The organism is Microbispora rosea (genome assembly GCF_900156315.1).
GTDB classification, from domain to species: Bacteria; Actinomycetota; Actinomycetes; order Streptosporangiales; family Streptosporangiaceae; genus Microbispora; species Microbispora rosea.
Genome location: NZ_FTNI01000008.1, coordinates 216,615 through 234,986, shown reverse-complemented (window position 1 = coordinate 234,986; position 18,372 = coordinate 216,615). Strand labels below are relative to the sequence as shown.

General features: G+C 68.8%; 20 protein-coding genes. 3 read left to right on the top strand and 17 right to left on the bottom strand.

Annotated features, from left to right (window positions below):
* Positions 1-32: 32 nt before the first annotated feature.
* On the bottom strand, positions 33-1,145 hold the full coding sequence (gene rlmN, locus BXA11_RS14420) for a dual-specificity RNA methyltransferase RlmN (RefSeq protein ID WP_030511709.1): 1,113 nt from the start codon (positions 1,143-1,145) through the stop codon (positions 33-35).
* A 104-nt stretch (positions 1,146-1,249) separates the two neighbouring features.
* On the opposite strand from rlmN, the gene BXA11_RS14415 reads away from it, so the two are divergent.
* Positions 1,250-2,284, top strand: coding sequence for a suppressor of fused domain protein (locus BXA11_RS14415; RefSeq protein WP_076434921.1), 1,035 nt, complete (start codon positions 1,250-1,252; stop codon positions 2,282-2,284).
* 42 nt (positions 2,285-2,326) lie between these two features.
* On the opposite strand, the gene BXA11_RS14410 is transcribed toward BXA11_RS14415, so the two are convergent.
* The 8 genes from BXA11_RS14410 to dprA form a co-directional block, all read right to left on the bottom strand.
* Positions 2,327-3,226, bottom strand: a complete 900-nt coding sequence (locus tag BXA11_RS14410) for a phosphatidate cytidylyltransferase (RefSeq protein WP_083744228.1) — start codon at positions 3,224-3,226, stop codon at positions 2,327-2,329.
* Between the two features lie 106 nt (positions 3,227-3,332).
* On the bottom strand, positions 3,333-3,890 hold the full coding sequence (frr, locus tag BXA11_RS14405; protein ID WP_030511712.1) for a ribosome recycling factor: 558 nt from the start codon (positions 3,888-3,890) through the stop codon (positions 3,333-3,335).
* Between the two features lie 9 nt (positions 3,891-3,899).
* The gene (gene pyrH, locus BXA11_RS14400; RefSeq protein ID WP_030511713.1) at positions 3,900-4,670 is read right to left on the bottom strand and encodes a UMP kinase; all 771 of its coding nucleotides are present in this window, start codon (positions 4,668-4,670) and stop codon (positions 3,900-3,902) included.
* A 52-nt stretch (positions 4,671-4,722) separates the two neighbouring features.
* The gene (gene tsf / locus BXA11_RS14395) at positions 4,723-5,556 is read right to left on the bottom strand and encodes a translation elongation factor Ts (RefSeq protein ID WP_030511714.1); all 834 of its coding nucleotides are present in this window, start codon (positions 5,554-5,556) and stop codon (positions 4,723-4,725) included.
* A gap of 193 nt (positions 5,557-5,749) precedes the next feature.
* The gene (gene rpsB, locus BXA11_RS14390) at positions 5,750-6,658 is read right to left on the bottom strand and encodes a 30S ribosomal protein S2 (protein WP_076434920.1); all 909 of its coding nucleotides are present in this window, start codon (positions 6,656-6,658) and stop codon (positions 5,750-5,752) included.
* A 209-nt stretch (positions 6,659-6,867) separates the two neighbouring features.
* A complete protein-coding gene (locus BXA11_RS14385) occupies positions 6,868-7,107 on the bottom strand; it encodes a hypothetical protein (RefSeq protein ID WP_076434919.1) in 240 nt (79 codons plus the stop codon).
* Positions 7,089-8,513: a CoA transferase gene (locus BXA11_RS14380; RefSeq protein ID WP_076434918.1), complete on the bottom strand. Its 1,425-nt coding sequence runs from the start codon at positions 8,511-8,513 to the stop codon at positions 7,089-7,091. Before BXA11_RS14380 ends, BXA11_RS14385 begins: the two co-directional genes overlap by 19 nt.
* A gap of 253 nt (positions 8,514-8,766) precedes the next feature.
* A complete protein-coding gene (gene dprA, locus BXA11_RS14375; RefSeq protein WP_083744227.1) occupies positions 8,767-10,071 on the bottom strand; it encodes a DNA-processing protein DprA in 1,305 nt (434 codons plus the stop codon).
* 221 nt (positions 10,072-10,292) lie between these two features.
* Between dprA and BXA11_RS42085 the strand changes: the two genes are divergently transcribed.
* Complete coding sequence (locus tag BXA11_RS42085) at positions 10,293-10,511, top strand: hypothetical protein (protein WP_143734262.1); 219 nt, start codon at positions 10,293-10,295, stop codon at positions 10,509-10,511.
* Positions 10,512-11,209: 698 nt separating this feature from the next.
* Here the strand turns inward: BXA11_RS42085 and BXA11_RS14360 are convergent.
* Positions 11,210-11,455 (bottom strand): hypothetical protein, encoded by a 246-nt coding sequence (locus tag BXA11_RS14360; protein ID WP_076434915.1) that lies wholly within the window; start codon positions 11,453-11,455, stop codon positions 11,210-11,212.
* 83 nt (positions 11,456-11,538) lie between these two features.
* Between BXA11_RS14360 and BXA11_RS14355 the strand changes: the two genes are divergently transcribed.
* Complete coding sequence (locus tag BXA11_RS14355; RefSeq protein ID WP_076434914.1) at positions 11,539-11,796, top strand: GntR family transcriptional regulator; 258 nt, start codon at positions 11,539-11,541, stop codon at positions 11,794-11,796.
* A gap of 567 nt (positions 11,797-12,363) precedes the next feature.
* On the opposite strand, the gene BXA11_RS14350 is transcribed toward BXA11_RS14355, so the two are convergent.
* From BXA11_RS14350 to BXA11_RS14320, 7 genes are all read right to left on the bottom strand, one after another.
* Complete coding sequence (locus BXA11_RS14350; protein ID WP_076434913.1) at positions 12,364-13,038, bottom strand: HK97 family phage prohead protease; 675 nt, start codon at positions 13,036-13,038, stop codon at positions 12,364-12,366.
* The gene (locus BXA11_RS14345; RefSeq protein WP_076434912.1) at positions 13,035-13,430 is read right to left on the bottom strand and encodes a hypothetical protein; all 396 of its coding nucleotides are present in this window, start codon (positions 13,428-13,430) and stop codon (positions 13,035-13,037) included. Before BXA11_RS14345 ends, BXA11_RS14350 begins: the two co-directional genes overlap by 4 nt.
* 14 nt (positions 13,431-13,444) lie before the next feature.
* Entirely contained in the window at positions 13,445-13,786 is a 342-nt protein-coding gene (locus BXA11_RS14340) for a hypothetical protein (protein WP_143734261.1), read from the bottom strand.
* An 882-nt stretch (positions 13,787-14,668) separates the two neighbouring features.
* Complete coding sequence (locus BXA11_RS14335) at positions 14,669-15,022, bottom strand: hypothetical protein (RefSeq protein ID WP_143734260.1); 354 nt, start codon at positions 15,020-15,022, stop codon at positions 14,669-14,671.
* 180 nt (positions 15,023-15,202) lie between these two features.
* Positions 15,203-15,706: a PDDEXK family nuclease gene (locus BXA11_RS14330; protein ID WP_143734259.1), complete on the bottom strand. Its 504-nt coding sequence runs from the start codon at positions 15,704-15,706 to the stop codon at positions 15,203-15,205.
* Positions 15,707-15,986: 280 nt separating this feature from the next.
* Positions 15,987-17,228 (bottom strand): ATP-binding protein, encoded by a 1,242-nt coding sequence (locus BXA11_RS14325; RefSeq protein ID WP_083744225.1) that lies wholly within the window; start codon positions 17,226-17,228, stop codon positions 15,987-15,989.
* The gene (locus tag BXA11_RS14320) at positions 17,225-17,926 is read right to left on the bottom strand and encodes a YozE family protein (RefSeq protein ID WP_083744224.1); all 702 of its coding nucleotides are present in this window, start codon (positions 17,924-17,926) and stop codon (positions 17,225-17,227) included. The genes BXA11_RS14325 and BXA11_RS14320 overlap by 4 nt, the downstream gene beginning before the upstream one ends.
* Positions 17,927-18,372 lie beyond the last annotated feature (446 nt).

The window sequence follows — 18,372 nt, the reverse complement described above, 5'->3', positions numbered from 1 at the left end:
GGTCATCGGAAGGCCGGCTGTTGGAAGGCCGGTTATTGGGGCGCCGCGGCGAGCTGCCCGCACGCCCCGTCGATCTCCCGCCCCCGGGTGTCCCGCACGGTGACGGCGACGCCGTGCGACTCCAGGCGGCGTACGAACGCCCGCTCGTCCTCGGGACGCGAAGCGGTCCACTTCGAGCCGGGCGTGGGGTTGAGCGGGATCAGGTTCACGTGCACGAGCTTGTTCTTGAGCAGGCGCCCGAGCAGGTCGGCCCGCCACTCCTGGTCGTTGATGTCCTTGATCAGGGCGTACTCGATGGACACGCGGCGCTTGGTCTTGGCCGCGTAGCTCCAGGCCGCGTCGAGCACCTCGGAGACCTTCCACCGGGTGTTGATCGGCACGAGCGTGTCCCTGAGCTCGTCGTCCGGGGCGTGCAGGGAGACCGCGAGCGTCACCGGCAGGCCCTCGTCGGCGAGCTTGCCGATCGCCGGCACCAGGCCGACCGTCGAGACCGTGATCCCACGCGCCGAGATCCCCAGACCCTCCGGCGCGGGGTCGACCAGGCGGCGGACGGCGCCGATGACGGCCTTGTAGTTGGCCATCGGCTCGCCCATGCCCATGAAGACCACGTTGGTCACCCGCCCGGGCCCGCCGGGGACCTCGCCGCGCGCCAGCGCCCGCGCGCCCGCGACGACCTGCTCGACGATCTCGGCGGTGGACATGTTGCGGGTGAGCCCGGCCTGGCCCGTCGCACAGAACGGGCAGTTCATGCCACATCCGGCCTGGGAGGAGACGCACATGGTGACGCGGTCGGGGTAACGCATCAGGACCGACTCGACCAGCGAGCCGTCGAACAGCTTCCACAGCGTCTTGCGCGTCGTGCCGCCGTCACAGGTGATCTCGCGTACGGAGGTCAGCAGCGGAGGCATGAGCTGCTCGACCAGCCGCTCGCGCAGCGCGCCCGGCAGGTCGGTCATCTGCTCGGGAGAGCCGGTCAGCCGGGTGAAGTAGTGGCGGGAGAGCTGGTCGGCGCGGAACGGCTTCTCCCCCAGCTCCGCCACCGCCGCCCTGCGTTCGGCCATGGTCAGGTCGGCGAGGTGGCGCTGCGGCTTGGCCCTGCGGGGCGCCACGAAGGTCAGCTGCCCGGTCTTCGGCTGCTCGCTCACGCAAAACCCTTTCCATCATCCGCGGCAGTGGTCTTAACGACCGGCGCGCGCGGCTTTACATTCTGTCTGGCGGTCGAATCCCGGAGGCGTACGAGAGGTGAGGTGTGGACACCACTGTCGTGCTCACCAGCACCAACCCCTACGGGAGCCGCACACTGACGATCGAAGCCGACCGGACCTCCTCCGTAGCTTACCTTCGTGACGCGAAGGGGATCGTCCACGGAGCGGTCTGGCTGGCCAACCACGTCCCCGCACCCGCCGAGGCCGATGCGGGCCGGGCGGCCGCCGGGCTGCCGCCGGTGATGCCCGAGGCGCACACCGCGCACCCCTCCGGCCGGCCGCCCCTGCACGCGGAGTCGCTGTCGGTGCTGTGGTTCGAGGAGGGCGACGGCGTCGCCCTGTACGAGAACGACGCGCTTCTGGCGGTCATTCCGGCGTGGGCCGACCTGGAGCGGGGCATGCCCGGATACGCGCGGGACGCCGTCGGGGAGTCGCCCTATGCCTGGCCGCTCGGCGAGGCGCTGGAGGGCCTGTCCCCCCGGGTTGCCAAGGCCCGTGCGTACTGGCAGTGGCGGCAGGCGGACGGCAGCTGGGCCACCTACCAGCAGTTCGTGCTCGGGCATCTGGACAGCAGGCTCGGGCCGCCCGGCCGTTACTGGGACGTCTCCGGCGACCGGTTCCCGCTGGTGGGCGTCAGCGAGCGCCCGCCCACGTTCACCCGGGACTACACCGTGCTGTCCACGGTCGGCATGAGCTGCCAGCGGATGCCCGCCGCGGAGATGTACGACACGGCGTGCCGGGTGGAACTCGCGCTGGCGACCAGGCAGGATCCGAGGACCGCCGCACGGCTGTTCGCCTGGCTGGGGCAGTATCCGTGGCGGTCGGTCACCTGGCTGGGGCACGGGCACACGGCCCGCTGGTTCCAGAACCCGGTCACGTTTCCCCTGGACGGCGGGCACCAGGGCGTGCTCATGCTGATGGACCCGCCCGGGCTACCGGACATGTCGGGATTCACCTTCGGCGGCGACGCCGTACGGTGGCTGTGGCTGCTTCCGCTCACCGAGTCGGAACTCCGGCTCGTGGCCGATCACGGCCATCGGGCGATCAGCGAGCGGTTGGCGATGACCAGCCGGATCTGACGCGTTCCGCGCGCTGGGCCGGGAACGCGGGCCGGGCGGCGGTCAGGCGACCGGGACCAGCAGCGTGAGCAGCAGCCACACGGGGACGAGCGTGAACAGCAGCGAGTCGAGGCGGTCCATGGCCCCGCCGTGCCCTGGCAGCAGCGTGCCCATGTCCTTGACGCCGATGTCGCGTTTGATCACCGACTCGACCAGGTCGCCGAGCGTCGCGCACACGACTCCGGCCAGGCCGACGACGGCGCCCTCCCAGTACTCGCCCTTCAGCAGGAAGTGGACCAGTAACGCGCCGCCCACGACGCAGGCGAGGGTGGACCCGGCGAAACCCTCCCAGGTCTTCTTCGGGCTGATGAGCGGCGACATCCGGTGCTTGCCGAAGAAGATCCCGGCGAAGTACCCGCCGATGTCGCTGCAGACGGTGACCGCGACGAAGACGATCACACGATCCGGCCCGTCCTCGGGGGCCAGCAGCAACGGCACGAACCCCGCCAGCAGCGCCGGGTAGACCGCGACGAACACCGCGGCGGTCGCGTCCCTGACGAAGCCTTCCGCGCCCTGGAACATGCGCCAGGCCAGCAGCACCATCACGGTCACGCCGAACGCGCCGACCAGGAACGTCGTGCCGCCCCAGAACGGCCCGAGCACCATGGCCGCCATTCCGGCCAGCAGAGGCGGCAGGGGCACCCGGATGCCGAACCCGTCGAACGCCTTGACGATCTCGTGGATGCCGACGCCGACGGCCACCAGGACCACGACGAGGAACGCGACCTTGACAAAGTAGAGCGAGCCGATGACCACCGCGCCGAGCGCGACGCCGACCCCCACCGCGGCGGGGAGGTTGCGGCCCGTGCGGCCCGAGGGCTTCTTGACGGCATCGCCGGACGCGCCGCCAGGGGCGCCGGTGCCCGCCGGGTTCCGGTCGCCGGCGGCAGCAGTTCCGTCCACAGCGTCCCACTCTCTATATGCGTGTGATCCTTGCGCCGTCCCGCTCTCGCGGGTGCGGCGCAAGGATCACGGTCGTGCCGTACGGCCCGCTTTCCGGGCCGCGACGTCAGACCTCGAGCAGCTCGGCTTCCTTGTGCTTCAGCAGCTCGTCGATCTTCGCGACGTGCTTCTGGGTGAGGTCGTCGAGCTCCTTGACCGCACGATGGACCTCGTCCTCGCCGGCCTCGCCGTCCTTGACGAGCTTGTCGAGGATCTCCTTGGCGTGCCGGCGGATGTTCCGCACGGACACACGGCCGTGCTCCGCCTTGTTGCGGGCGACCTTGATGTACTCCTTGCGGCGCTCCTCCGACAGCTCGGGGAACACCACGCGGATCACGATGCCGTCGTTGCTCGGGTTGACGCCAAGGTCGCTGTCGCGGATGGCCCTCTCGACCGCGCTCAGCGAGCCCTTGTCGTACGGCTGCACGAGCACCATGCGCGCCTCGGGGACGTGGAACGACGCGAGCTGCTGGATCGGCGTCTGCGATCCGTAGTAGTCAACGCTGATCTTGTTGAACATCGAGGGCGTCACACGGCCGGTGCGGATGCTCGCGAAGTCGTCCTTGGCGACCGTCACCGCCTTGTCCATCTTCTCCTCGGCCTCGAGGAGGGTTTCGTCGATCACTGCGGCTCCCTACTTCCCTGCCGGACTCACCAGCGTGCCGATCTTCTCACCACGGACCGCCCGGAGGATGTTGCCCTCGCCCATGAGATCGAAGACCACGATGGGCAGGCCGTTGTCCATGCACAGGCTGATCGCGGTGGCGTCCATGACCCCGAGGCCCCGCGTCAGCACCTCACCGTAATCAAGCTGGTCGAATCGGACCGCATCGGGGTTCTTGCGCGGGTCCGAGTCGTACACGCCGTCGACCTGGGTGCCCTTGAGCAATGCCTCGGCGCCGATTTCCAGTGCGCGCTGCGCGGCACAGGTGTCGGTCGAGAAGAACGGCGAGCCGAGCCCCGCGCCGAAGATGACCACGCGGCCCTTCTCCAGGTGGCGGATCGCGCGGCGCGGCAGGAAGGGCTCGGCCACCTGCTGCATCGTGATCGCGGTCTGCACACGGGTGTCGATGCCGCGCTTCTCCAGGAAGTCCTGCAGGGCGAGACAGTTGATGACGGTCCCGAGCATGCCCATGTAGTCGGCACGGGCGCGGTCCATGCCCCCCTGCGACAGGGCGGCTCCGCGGAACATGTTGCCGCCGCCGACGACGACGGCAACCTGCACGCCCTCACGGACCGCTTCGGCGACCGAGTCCGCCAGCTGGGCGACGACGCGCGGGTCGATCCCGAGGGACTCCCCGCCCGCGAACGCCTCACCCGACAGCTTCAGCATCACCCGCTTCCAGCGCAGCGGCCCGTCGTACGACGAAGCCGCCGGCGTGGCGGGTCTGGTGTTCTCCTGCACGGCGGCGGCCTCCTCGGATGTAGCGCGGGTCGAAAAGCTCCTGGCAGTAAGCCTAAGCCTGGCCGACCTTGTAGCGGGTGAAGGCCAGGACCTTGACGCCGGCCTCGTCCGCGACCTTCGCGATCGTCTTCTTGTTGTCCTTCACGAACGCCTGCTCCAGCAGAGTGAAGTCCTTGTACCAGCCGTTGACCCGGCCGTCGACGATCTTCGGGATGGCGGCCTCGGGCTTGCCCTCCTCGCGGGTCATCTGCTCGAACAGCGACCGCTCCTTCTCAACGACCTCGGCGGGCACCTCGGCGGGGCTGAGGTACTTCGGGGCCATCGCGGCGGCGTGCTGGGCGATGTCCTTGGCGATCTCGGCGTTCGGCGTGTCGAGCTGCACGAGCACGCCCACGGCCGGCGGGAGCTGCGGGTCGGTCTTGTGCATGTAGGAGGTGATGAAGCCACCCTCCAGCAGCGCGAACCGGCGGATCTCGATCTTCTCGCCGAGCGCCGCGTTGGCCTCGTCGAGCAGCTCCTTGACGGTCTTGCCGTTCAGCTCGGACTCGAGCAGGGTCGGCACGTCGGCGGGCTTGGTCGCGACGATGTGCGCGACGATGTCGGCGGCGAGCTCCTGGAAACGCTCGTTCTTGGCGACGAAGTCGGTCTCGCAGTTGAGCTCAAGCAGCGCCGCGAGGGAGTCGCCCTCGTGCTTGACGGCGACCAGGCCGTTCGACGCGGTGCGGGCCTCGCGCTTGCCGACGTCCTTGGCGCCCTTCAGACGCAGGATGTCGACGGCCTTGTCGAAGTCGCCCTCAGACTCCTCGAGCGCCTTCTTGCAGTCCATCATGCCGGCGGCGGTCAGCTCGCGAAGCCGCTTGACGTCGGCCATGTTTACGGAAGCCATTGTCCAATTTCCTCTTCGGGACCCGGATGCGAATCGTCTGGGGGGTGGGCACCCGTGCCGAGTGCCCACCCGGTGAAGCCCTCAGCGCGGCGGGCGTCGCCCTACCGCACCGGAACCAGGTCGCTGCCTGGGAGATTCCCGCCGTCGCGGCCGGCATGAGGCGCCGCGCCCGGCGGGAATCCGTGGTCGTTCGTCAGGCCTGCTCGCCCTGCTCGGCGGCCGGAGCCTCGGCGGCCTCGGCGGCCGGAGCCTCGGCGGTCTCGGCAGCCGGAGCCTCGGCGGTCTCGGCGGCCGGGGCAGCCTCGGCAGCCGGAGCGGCCTCGCCGCCCTCGAGGAGCTCACGCTCCCACTCGGCCAGCGGCTCGGCGGCGGCGACGCCCGCGGGCTTCTCGTCACCGCGGCCGGCGCCCGCACGGGTCATGAGACCGTCGGCGACGGCGTCGGCGATCACGCGAGTGAGGAGGCTGACGGCGCGGATGGCGTCGTCGTTGCCCGGGATCGGGTAGTCGACCTCGTCCGGGTCGCAGTTGGTGTCCAGGATCGCGACGACCGGGATGCCGAGCTTCTTGGCCTCGTTGATCGCGATGTGCTCCTTCTTGGTGTCCACGACCCAGACCGCGCTCGGGACGCGGGCCATGTCACGGATACCGCCGAGGGTGCGCTCCAGCTTCTCCTTCTCGCGGCGGCGCATCAGGAGCTCCTTCTTGGTGAGCCCGGAGCCGGCCACGTTGTCGAAGTCGAGCTCCTCGAGCTCCTTCAGCCGCTGGAGCCTCTTGTGCACGGTGGAGAAGTTGGTGAGCATGCCGCCCAGCCAGCGCTGGTTCACGTACGGCATGCCGACGCGCGACGCCTGCTCGACGATCGACTCCTGCGCCTGCTTCTTCGTGCCGATGAACATGATGGTGCCGCCGTGCGCGACGGTCTCCTTCACGAAGTCGTAGGCACGGTCGATGAACGACAGCGACTTCTGCAGGTCGATGATGTAGATGCCGTTGCGCTCGGTGAAGATGAAGCGCTTCATCTTCGGGTTCCACCGGCGCGTCTGGTGGCCGAAGTGGACGCCGCTCTCCAGCAGCTGCCGCATGGTTACGACAGGGGCCATGGTGATGGTCCTCCATGGTCGTGTGCCCTCGGGCACGGTCTCGGTTGGTCACGCGGGCGTCTTGCCCGCGCCCTGACGCCCCGGGCCGCTTTCGCCGGACGTGGTCCGGACCGAGAAGGCGGCTCGTGAGTGGGCGTGCGAATTCGGCCCGCCTAGCAGGCCGTCGAACAGTCTACCCGGATCCGCCCCTTCAGTTGACCCTTGCCGGATCAGCACGCCGCCACACCACCACGCCCACCGCCGGACACCCCGCCTTCGAGAGCCGCCCCACCCAGCTGCGGGGAGGCGCCGGCCAGCGCCTCCTGCGCGGCACCCGCCTTCGAGAGCCGCCCCACCCAGCACCCCATCGAGCTCCCCCCATGCAGCGCCCCGCCCAGCGCCGCGGTCAGGAGCGAGCACCGCAACAGCAGGGCCCGACCGGCGGCGGCCGTCAGGAGGACGGAGCCCACGCCGCGGGGTGCTCCCCCTGGCGGGGAGGCGGGCTCGTCCAGCGCGGACGCGTCCCGTCGATGGCGCCGGGCGGCGTGACATAGGTGAGCGTGCCGAAGGGACTGTCCATCGTCGCCAGCAGATCCTCCACCCGGGGCTGCGGCACCCCCGCCCCATCGATCCTGCCGAGGTCGTCGAGCCAGGCGGCGGTCCTCGCCAACGACACCTCGACGTGCCAGGAGCCGCCCTCGGCCACCCGCCGCAGCAGCGCCGCGACCGCGCCTAATGCGGCCAGGTAGCCGGTGCCGTGATCCAGGGCCTGTGCGGGCAGCGGGCTCGGCCGCAGCCCGTCGCCGTTCTCGTGCGCGATCCCGCACGCCATCTGGACGAGGCTGTCGAATCCCCTCCTCGAGGCCCACGGCCCGCGCGCGCCATAGGCGGAGATGTCGACGCAGACGATGCCGGGCCGCAGGGCGGCGAGGTCGTCCGGCCCGAAGCCCTTGGCCCGCAGGGCCCCGGGCCGGTAAGCCTGGACGACCACGTCGGCCTGACGGACCAGCTCCCTTAGCCTGTCCGCCTCCGAACGCAGGTCGATGCGGCACGACCGCTTGCCGAACGCGGTCTCCACCACGAGCCCCGGCACCTCGGGCAGATGCGCGGCGCCCACACGCAGCACGTCCGCGCCGTACGCCGCGAGTGCCCGCGCGGCCACCGGCCCGGCGATCACGCGGGTCAGGTCGAGCACCCGCACACCACCGAGAGGCCTCTCGATCCCGGCCGGAAGCCCAGTCCCGAGGTCGCCGAGCACGCCGCCCCTACCGGACAGCCGGGAGACGCCGACGAGCGGAAGGCCGGCCAGCGCCCGCGCCTGGGGGTGCGCGAGCCATTCGGCCCTGCTCCGCATCGCCGCCGCGCACCCCCCCTCGCGGATCACCGCGTCCTCGATCTCCACCGCCGTACGGCCGGCGCACGCCCTGCCGACGTCCTCCTTGCCCGAGCCGGGCGGCAGCCCGAGCGCGCGCACGGCGGCATCACGGTGATGGTCGAAGTTGCAGTGGAGCCGGATCCAGCCGTCCGAGGTGCGGTAGTCCCCCGACAACTCGGCCCAGACGTCCATGGCCTTCCCGTCGGTGCGGAAATGCCTCTCGCTCTGGAAGGCCACGGCGGCGTGCCGGACATCGATCGTCACGTCCGGATCGCCGTACGCCCCGCGAACCGGTTGCCGGCCGCCGGACCCTTCCTCGTCGCTCCTCCCGATGCGGCCGGCGTACGCCGCGACGGCGGCGGTCAAGGCGCCGGCCGCGGCCGCGGCCATCGTGCCGAGGGGGAAGACGGACGGCAGGACGGGGTCCTCGCCGACGACCCGGACCTCGGGCAGGGCGATTCCGACGCCCGCGCCCAACTCCCTGATCAGTTTCGCGGTCACTGCCGGCTCCTCACTGCCGATGCCCTGCGGCGCCCGATGCCCGGCCGCGTGCTCCGCAACGGCAGAGCCGTCTTCCGGGAACCGGGGAAAGTATCCATGCCGGTCGCAGTCGGCTCGCGGCCGACCTCCCCCCAGCCCCGGCTGTGGACCCCGGTTGTGGACGACGAGAGCCTTGTTCGCAGTCGTGCGAGCAGGCCGGCGACACGCCACGCGAGGGCCCCGCCGGATGGGCCGTGACGACGCATGCTGCCGTTCATTCGCGCGCGGCAGGCCGCAGCCGCCACCCTCGGTCCACGTTCTCGACGAATCCCGCGGCGGCCAGAGCGCCGAGGCAGGCGAGCGCCGTCCCGATGTCCACCCCGGCGGCGACGGCGATGACGGCGGGGCCGGTGGCGCCGCGTGCGGGGATCGCTTCGAGCACACGTCTGGTCTCGTCGTTCAGCCCGTCGCGAGGCCGGACGGGCCCGCGTTGCTCCGGTGCGAGATCGTCACCGATGGAGCCGACCAACTCGACGATCTCCTCAGCCGAGGTGACGCAGACGGCCTTGCCCTGGCGGATCAGGACGTGGCAGCCCGCGGAGACCTCCGTGGTGATCGGACCGGGCACGGCCATCAGCTGCCGGTTCAGGCCCCAGGCATGCGTCGCCGTGTTGAGCGCACCGCTGCGCGCGGCCGCCTGCACGACGACGGTCCCCCGGGACAGAGCGGCGATCACCCGGTTGCGGATGAGGAACCGCAGCCGGGTGGGGTGCGCCCCCGGCGGCCACTCGCTGATCACCACGCCCTGCCGGCGCACGGCGCCGAACAGGTCCTCGTGCGCGCTTGGGTAACACACGTCCGTCCCGCAGGCGAGCACGACGACCGTCGGCGTTCCGGACGCCAGCGCGCCCCGGTGGGCGGCGCCGTCGATCCCGTAGGCGCCACCGCTGATCACCGTCCACCCTCTTCCGCCGAGACTCATGGCGAACTCGGCCGCCACCGTCGTGCCGTACGCGGTCGCGGCCCTGGCCCCGACGACGGAGACCGAGCGCAGACAGGAGAAGCGCAGGTTCGCCTGTCCGTCCACCCACAGTCCGAACGGCCGTGCCTGCCCGAGGTCGTCGAGCTGCGTGGGCCATTCGACGTCGCCCGGGACGACGAGCCGGGCTCCTCGCCGCATGCCTTGCTCCAGGTCGCACGCAGGGTCCGTGTATCGGGCCGCCCAGGCCGCCGCATGCCGGCCGAGATCCAGGTGGCGCCTGGAAGCCTCGGCGCGCTCCTTCTCGTCACGGGCGAAGTCAGGGTCGAGCACGCCGCGCCTCGCCTGCTCCATCGCGCCGACCGGACCAAAGCGGGCGATCAGCCGGCTCATCACCGCGTCGCCCGCCTCGGCCATCCGCATGATCGCCACCCGGGCCAGCCGGTCCGCCCTTCCCGGACCGGTCGCGTCACCGGTCGCGCCGCCGACCTCCCCGTTCGCGCCCTCGGCGTCCCCGATGGGGGTCGAGGTGCCCGCTGCCTGCGAGATGGCATCGCGGGCCGGCGCGTCGCCGCCGGTGGAGAACTCAGTCGTTTCCATCAGTCCACTCCGAGCCACAGTGCGAGGGCGGCCGACGTCTCGGCCTGATCCGGACGATCCTTGAAAGAGAGATCCGCGAGTGTCCAGGAGACCAGCAGGACAGATTTTTAGCGGATGTCCTCGAAACCCGGCCGGAGGACGCCGTAGAGGCACGAACTTGTGTCGGACGGAGAGGGTAGCTTGGCGAGCAATCGTCTCCCCGCGAACAGGGTTGGTTGCCCATGGAACAAGAGCTCAGAGCGCGTCTTGGCGAACTGTCTGACGACGCCAGGAAGATCAGCGAACACGCGCGCCAAGCCCTCGAACATCTCGACCGTGGTGAACTCAAGGCCGTCTCGCAAGTGATCGCGGTCATGCACCACAAGATCAGTGCCGTGAGCAGCGACCGGGAAGGCGTCCTCAAGTTGCTTGAGGAGCACGGCGTCCGGCCCGGAGACTGACCGCCACGAGTGCCCCCGTCTGAAGATCGGCGGGGGCACTCGCATGTCCGGCGCCCGCCCGCGCTCGTGACCGCGCGTATGTGACGCAGAGTGCAAGGCTCAAGGCTCAAGGCTCACGCCGTGCGGAATACGCCATGCACGCAGGCGCGCACGCGCGCGCGTAGGCAAGATCCAATTGACTCTCAAGACTCAGGCAAGGCTCACGGTCCGTTGTCACTCAACGTGACGAAGACGGCCCCCGGACCCGCCGAGAGGACCCTTACCGGAGCAGGGTGCCGGTCAAGATCACTCGCTCAGGGCTTCCTGTAGAACTTCGATCATGCTTCCGCGCCGCTGACGATCAGAGCCCACACGTCCATCGTGTGCCGATAGAGCCCGCGCGCCGTCTCGTGGACCTTGACCGCGCTCCGGTGTCGATCCGTCCGGCGAATCACGTACGACCCACCTTCGAGACAGAGCTCATATTCGACCGCGCCGCGTGTGACGATCTCCCGAACCTTCGAGCGCGTCCCGTGGGAGTTGTACGGCCTCCACTCAAGCGCCACGCTCTTCGGCCTTCCGCCTCAAGCGGATCCATCGCGGATCACGCACGTGGGGGCTCCGGCACCGGGGACAGGGGAACGGGCACGAGAACATCGCGCCGCACGAGCCGCATGTGTTGATCAGGATCACCGGCCGTCGCGGGACCTCCGGCGCGCTCACTGGCCGTGGCTCCACGCCCGGCGATATGAGGCGATCACCCGCACGCCGCACGCCATGGCTTCGAGTTCGATCCACGATCGCGCGATGATCTCGTTACCGGTCGGCTTGTGCTTCCCGTGCCACCGGCCGTCAGGGTCACGCCGGACGTCGAACTCTGGGATGTCCGGGGCTTGCTCAGTGCTCTCCGGCATGGCGGTGACCGCGTGCCGTCCCTCGTGGGGTACCTCGTCAGTGGTTGCCATGGGGTCAAGGGTAGGGATAGCGCGCTAGGTGCGCTAGGTGCGTCGCTATCGCCTGCCTGAGCTGTAGTCCTTAGCGTGACACCGTGGCAAAGATCGAAACTGACCCTCCGGCGTGGCGGAAGGTCCACGCGGAGATGAGTCGCCGGATCCGCTCCGGAGAGCTCAAGGTCGGAGAGCGCGTTCCGTCGCTCGTGGCTCTGACGGCTGAATTCGGGATCGCGAGCGCGACCGGCATGAAAGTCATGCGCCAGCTTCGAGAGGACGGCTTGATCCGGACAGAGCCGGGAGTCGGCTCGAAGGTCGCCGATCCGGAGGACTGGGAGCCGGAAGAGGCTCCCTAGCGCGCCTAGCGCGCTCTGTAGGCCACGCTGACGGCCGTTCGGGTGACTCCCCCTCCCTCCGGAAGGCTCCGGAGCTCTCAGAGCCACTGAGACGGCTTAGACCCCCTGCCGGATGTCATCTATCCGACCGGCCGGAGATCCTCGATTACATCGGCGCGGACGACCCCCTTCCTTCCGGGAGATCGCAACCGATCGGAAGCAGACATGCGAGAGCCCTCCGGGGACGACTACCGGAGGGCTCTCGTGCCGCCTCTCGCGCCATCGGACGCGGTCGGCACTTCTGGAAGTGGTCTGAGGCTACGCCGGACGTGACGAGACCCCCGGCCGGGACACGGGAGTGACGGACCGACCGGGGGTCTCACCTCACCCCCACGAGAGGACGCTGTCACGGTACGGCGACGCCGGAGCACATCGCGACCGGAAGACGGCCGGACACGACGAAGCCCCCGGGACCCTCTCCGGGGGCTTCGCGATCGTCGGGGCTCTTGCAAGATTCCCCGGGGATCATGAGCGGGATAACCCGCGTCCACGGTACGGCGACGCCGGACGGCATCGCGACCAGAAGACCTATCGCGCGTGCTCCCAACATGTGGCCTGCCGTGAGCACTTCGGGCAGGTCTCCCACCGCGCCCGAACGCGGGAGACCTCCCGGATCTCGCGGCCGGTCGGAGCCGACAGGACCGGAGCCGTGAACGCGAAGGCGTGCTCCGCACGGACGGCCCGGGGGTCCGCTGGCACCGGTACGGCACTGATCTCCGCGAGGTCGTAGAACGCCGTCTTGTTGATCTGCTCAGGGTTGAGACCCCGCCAATCGCCGACCGGCGAGCCGTCCGCCGTGACGAAGTCGAAGCCGACCGACAGGGCGTTGAGGAAGCCTCCGCGATACTTCCGCTCCACGTCCGCCGCGAAGGGGTCGGCTGGATCGAACGTGATCCGCGCGATGAGCCCCTCCGCCTCCATGCTCACGTCGGCCCGGCCGATCGGGGGTCGATGATCGTCGTGCATCCACAGCACGACCGGGTTACGCCGGAAGTTGTCCAGCCGCCACCCGGAGCGCCGGAGGCTGAATCCGTAGCGGTTGGTCCCCTCCGCCGACGCGACGAACCGAAGCGGGTCCCCGGACGTGCCGGGAGCCGACAGACGCGCGAACGTGAGCCCGCGCCGGTCCGCAGAGACGGCCGGAGGGGGAAGCGTCATCGCGGACAGGACCACGTCCGCCGCGTGTCTCGTGATCTGGGTCATCTGTCCTTCGTCTCCCATCCGTTGGTCTTCACGAGAGCCGCGTCCGGCGTGTAACCGCGATCGGTCCACGAGCGATAGATCCGCTCGCTGCGCTCGTTCTCCGCCCGCTCCGCCTGTGCGTCTCGCGCCGCCTTCGCCATGTCCCCGGCCCGCTTGCGAGCCCGCTCGCGCTGCCAGTGCGCTTCCACCTCGCGGACCACGCGCGCCGCGTCCTGGACCGTGACCACGTGCTGGCCTGACCAGTCCGTGGTCACGGTGACGCCGTACCGCTCGCGCTGCGCCCACAGAGAGCCCGCTGTGAGGTTGAGCCGCCGTTCTACCTCCCGGCACGGGATCATCCCGGGCTCCGTGGCGTAAGGGACCTTCGGGTCTGCCTTCGTGTAACCGATCATGGTGTGTCGTCCTCTCATCGTCCGTAGATGTACGGAAGGCTGTTGAACTGTGCGGAGGTGGGGTCTCCCAGGGCTCGCGCGAGCGCCCGGGAAGGGTGACGGGTGCCGGACGGGAGGGGGAGCCCCTGACTCCGGAGCGCCCGGTGGACGAGCCGGAGGACGTCACCGGGGCCGGTGATCTCGCCGTGCTCCGTGGGGTGGTCGAGGATCTCCCACAACCACGGGCCGTCGATCTCGTCCCGCGTGATCTCGATGTCCAGCTCTCCGGCGCGGATCAGCACGCGGTCAACCTCGCGTACCGTCATGCCGTCGTGTGGGTCGAGTTGCCCGCGATCGTGGACGATCACGTCACTCACTCCGGTCTCCGTCCGCCGTGCCGCTTGTGCGACCTCTGTGATCGTCATGGTCACGTGATCACCTCTCTGATCGTCGTGGTCAGTGTGCGCTCTTCGATGCTGGTCAAGCGAACGGAAACAGCCGGACGCGATGAGATCGGCTGACGCTTACGTGTCACCTCGTGTCGCTCACGCTCGCCGGAGGTCGCGAGGGGGGATATGAGGTCAAAAGTCACAACGATCATGGCCTAGTTCATCGACCCCCAATCCTGCCTTCCATACCTGGCACCAAACGGACGGCATTTTTGGAGAGCTTGATCTTTTTTGTGGTCACGTCCGGCCACGTCCCGGCCGGAAGCCGCGTTATGACCCGGCTCACGGCGAGGTCGGCCGGGATGGCTTCCGCTTCCGCTCTTTCGAGCGTCGCCGATGCTCCCGGATGCTCTCCGGGTGATCTTCGGCCCATCGGCGGACGAACTCCCGCTGACGCTCCGGGTGATCCATGACCACGGGCGAGCCCGCTCCCGTTCGCGCTCCCGGTACGCCTCTCAGAGTTCACACGGGCACTTCGCGCGTGCCAACGTGTGAGCGCCGTGCCATGGCTTCGGTCCTGGCATGGGGACTCCGTTCCATCGGTGGTGCCGTACCGGCACGGGACAAAGTCCGGCGTGCCAGTACGGAACGTGCGAGCGATCACTTCGTGTGGGTTCCGTTCCATGACGGGAGCGGGATTGGTACGGAGACCGGCCGGAGCGTCTCCGGCGTGCCACTGGCACGGAACGCCGTCGTGAGGCTCCGGAGGGAGCTCGTCAGGCGTGCCACTTCGCTCCGCTGATCGCGTGCCATCCGGAGACCGGTCTCCGCGTGCTCTCGCGCTGCTCTGACCTCGCTGACGCTCATGCGTCACCCCATCCGGTACAGGGTGACGAGCGCGATCACGAGCCCGGCAAGGATCGCAGGTCGCCACCAGTAGGCCGTTAGCCACAGCCACGCGAGAGCCGGAGCACGGAGCGGCGTGATGACCCTCACCCATCGGTCCTGAATCGGACATCCGGTCTCCGGGGGCCGGAGCGCCAGGTAATCCGGCGTGCCGTTCGCGTGCCACGTGCCACCGGAGCCGATGTACGGCGCGAAGTCATCCGGCTCGTCGTAAGGCCGGATCGCTGCGGGTGCCACTTTGGTACGTGACCCCGTGTCATGCTGGGGACCGGGGACCGGGCGGCTACGATCCGCCCGGTCCATCTTGGTACGGAACATGATCACTCTCCTTTGCTGTGTTGGTACGGATGGCTCCGGCCGGTACGTCTGGCACGTGCCGGAGCCGGTTGGTACGTCTGTCGTTCACGTACGGGGGTCGGTGGGGTCGTCTCCGGCGCGGAGGGTCGCGTCCCGCCACGGCGGAGCTGGGACGCCGGATCACGGGGAGCTCTTCGCGGGTCATGATCCGGCTCCGGACTCGCCGTACTCGAAGCGAGCCGATCGCGCGGCGGTAAGCGCGTCGCAGTAGGGGTCACACCCACGGGACGTAGACCAGTAGTGATCACCGGTACACCACGCCCACGCTTCGTGGAGAGGTGAGGTGACCCACTCGTCCTCTTGGAGGGTCCATGCCGTGGGGGTGTCGAATGCGACGCTCGCGAGGGGGACCGGGATATCCCCACCGAGGATGATCATGTCCCCGCCGTGCTTCTGGCAGGCTCGCGCGACTTCGGCGCACCGGTCGAGAGCGCGAGGAGTGGGATCGGCACCCTTGACCTCGATGATCAGGCGGTAATCCGGTATCCGGAAGTCCGGGAGGTACGGTCCGGCCGCCGTCATGAAGCCCTTCGGCTCGTACTCCCACCGGATGCCCTGGTGATCGAAGAACACAGCCCATCGGGCTTCGAGCCGGGACCGGAAGCGGCACCCGGCATACCGGGTCTCGATTGCTGTGATGGTCATGATCACTTCTCCTCTGGTGATGGGGTGGGGCGGCTAGTTGATCTTGGCTCTGATGGGGTTGTGGGGGTGTTTCTCGGCTGTGTGGAGTGTGTGGAGAACCCTTAAAGGGTTCTCCACACTCCACACTCCGCGTGGAGGACTGTGGAGTGATCTTCTCTCCACACCCTCCATATGCTTTGACCTGGGGGAATGTGCCCCTCCGCGTGTGGAGTGGAGTGAGCGTGGAGTGATCTTCCTCCACACTCTGGAAAACCAAGATCACTCCACACTCTGACCGCGATCATTCGGACCCCTCCCCGTCCGCGCCCGGAGCGGCGTCGGCAGGCTTCGGCCCTAGGTGCCAGTGCTGCGCAGTCCCCTTGCCGGGGGTGGTGTGGATCTTCCCCGCGCTGATCAGGTGGTTGGAGGCTTCCTTGAACTCCGGCCCGGGGAGCCCGGCCGCCGCCCTGATATCCCGGGTGACCGCTCCCGGCTTGTCCGTGATCGCTTTCATGATCGCGTCTCGTGCGGCGGAAGTCTTGACATCCTTCCGGCTGACCGTCCCCCCGAAGGGGTCTCCGTCGATCGAGAGCCTCCGGTCCCGGGAGTCGAAGGCGAGCATGGCCTCTGGCCCGTAGACGTCCCGGCCGAAGGCGGAGAAGAACACCGACCGGCCGCCGTCCGGGTTGTCACCCCATGCCATCTTCCATTCCGCGTCCGGCCAGTCACCCAGCTTCGACGCTCCCCGGCTCCGCTCCCCGTTGTGACCCATGTGGTGCGTGATCAGCAGTTCCGAGAGCCCGCCGTCCATGGCGAGCTGATCGAACGCGGCGAGAACGCGGCTCACTTCGCTGTTGCTGTTCTCGTCCGCGTCATGCGCGCTCAACACCGGGTTGAAGGGGTCCACGATCGCGACCTGAGCGTTCACCGCTCGGAGCTGTGCCGCCCAGTGCTCCCGGATCTTGGGGTCCAGGATCTTGAACGCCCCTAGCCGTCCCCGGAGCGGTACGGCGTGGACGCGGTCCACGTTGCGGACTCCGGCGTCCTTGAGCCACCCCCGGAGCTGCATCGTGGACATCTCCAGATCGAAGACCACGACGGACTCCCCTTCCGCGAGGGGGGTCACCTCGTACTGACCGAGGAACGGCGAACCGTCCACGATCGACCGGACGAAGTTGATCATCATGGTCGTCTTGCCGGTCTTCTTTGCCGCCGCGAGAATCACGCGATGCCCGATCACGAGTAGGTCCCTGATCCGGTACTTGACCGGCTCGTCCGGCATGGCCAGAAGATCGGCGAGAGAGAGCAGTGGAGGAAGCTCGACCGGAGCCGCTTCGCCGGACTCTTCCGCGAGCTCCCGGAGGGCTTCGCGCCGGTTCGCCTCTTCCTGCTTGAAGAACTCCTTCGATCGCGGGGCGCGGGACGTCGAGCCGTTGACCATTGCCGTGGCGTTGGCCCGGTGCTCGTCACACAGTCCCGTGCCGTCCGCCGTCCCGGTGCAACCGGGACGGACGCACATGTCCTCCCATGTCGTCTCGCTCACGCTGCCGCTCCCAGCATCACGCGGGCGAATCGCTGACGGCTGATCCACTTCTTTCCGCCGAACACGTCACGGAGCGAGCCGTGGAGCTGCAACGGCAGAGAGTCAGCGTTGTTGGAGAACGTCGGGCACCCGTAGACGTGGAGAGTAATCGCGTTGTCCCGGTGAGGGCTGGGGTCCACCCACAGCTCACAGTCCCCGATGATCGGGATCTTCCGTACGAGTGCGCGGGGGTCCTTCCCGTCCGGCACCCTCACCCGTCCGCGCCGGTCCACCTCGTAGCCCAGCCGCTCGAACAGACGACGTGTCGCCTTACGGCACTCGCCGTAGCCCTGGAGCTCGTAGCCGATCACCCGGAGCATGTCGCGGGCTCGATCGTCTTCGAGGGGGCTGTACGTCTCCGGCCGGTACTGAGCCCACGCGGCATAGAGCGCGTCGAACGCCTCCGGGATCGCGTGGCACTTCGAGAGATAGCCGTCATAGACCGCGAGATCCCCGGAAGCGGGGAAATCGGGGTCATGCGCCGCGTCATAGGCGAGGTGACCAACCGGGCTCGATTCGTTCTCGCGCTCGATCAGCCATTCCCGGAAGCTTTGACTTGCAGGCAAGGAATGGACCGACTTATCCTGAAAGTGAGCTGAGTTCGTGTTCCCGGGAGAGCCGCCCCTTGAGCAAGGGCGGCTTTTCTGTGTCTCGCTCATCGGTCCGCGCCACCTCGAAGCAGGTTGGCGAGCCGGTCCCGCTGCTCCGGCCGGAGCGGAGGCGCTTCGGCCACGATCGATCGGATGTAATCGGCGATCTTCACTTCCGCGAGCTCGCGCCGGAGCTCCGTCGTGTCCGTGTTCGGGTGGTGCCTGGTAGCCGCGCCGATCTGGGCTCGAAGCCGAAGGCGCTCAGGACTGGCGTTCGCCATGATGCAGACTCCGTGTCTCGGATCTGCGGTGCCGCCTCCGGTGGTGAGCCGGATTCCGCTGAAACGGCGCTCATGGCGTACGTGGGGAGTCCCCCGAAGGTGCGGGAAACCATCCCGCTTGCCGAACCTTCGTGATCCACGTTATGCCACTGCAATTGGCATAACAAACGGGAAATGGTGACGGGTTACTTACTTGTCCTGCTGGCAAATCAGGCTGGATTCATGACGCTTAAA